The 620-nt window shown below is 66.1% G+C and carries 1 protein-coding gene; it reads left to right on the top strand.

Annotated elements, in window-relative coordinates; translation table 11 throughout:
- Positions 1-620, top strand: a 620-nt coding sequence (locus ON31_RS25535; RefSeq protein ID WP_039817305.1) for an AMP-binding protein, incomplete at both ends; no start/stop codon positions are given.

Raw genomic sequence — 620 nt, 5'->3', positions numbered from 1 at the left:
TCAGCTGTTCAATCTCTACGGTCCGACCGAGGCGGCGGTGTCGGTCACCACGCACCTGGTGACCGACGCCGATGCGGGTTCGGTGTCGATCGGTGTGCCGGAGTGGAACAGCCAGGTCTATGTCCTGGACTCCCGTTTGCATCCGGTGCCCGATGGTGTGGCGGGTGAGCTGTACCTCGCGGGTGACCAGTTGGCGCGTGGCTATTTCGCTCGCCCGGATTTGACGGCGGATCGTTTCGTGGCGAATCCGTTCGCGGCTGATGGTTCGCGGATGTATCGCACGGGTGACTTGGTGGCGTGGAACACTGCCGGTGAGTTGGAGTACCGGGGCCGTATCGATTTCCAGGTCAAGATCCGTGGTTTCCGTATCGAACTGGGTGAGATCGAGGCGGCCCTGCTGGCGTTGCCGGAGGTCGCCCAGACCGCGGTGCTGGCGAAGTCGGATGCCCGCACCGGCGATCGCCTGGTCGCCTACGTGGTCCCGACACTCGATGAGTCCGACGCGGTGGCCGAGTCGTCCTCCGGGCTGGATTCGTCTGTCGCGCTTGGGCAGTCTGCGCCAGGGGCGCAGGGTGGGCAAGCGCAGCCGCGCACCCCGGGCGCGGACGTGTCTTCCGCGA

It is taken from the genome of Nocardia otitidiscaviarum NBRC 14405 (assembly GCF_000308635.1).
Classification (GTDB): domain Bacteria; phylum Actinomycetota; class Actinomycetes; order Mycobacteriales; family Mycobacteriaceae; genus Nocardia; species Nocardia otitidiscaviarum.
Note: the sequence above shows the minus strand (reverse complement) of the source record. Positions and strands in the feature narration are given on the sequence as shown.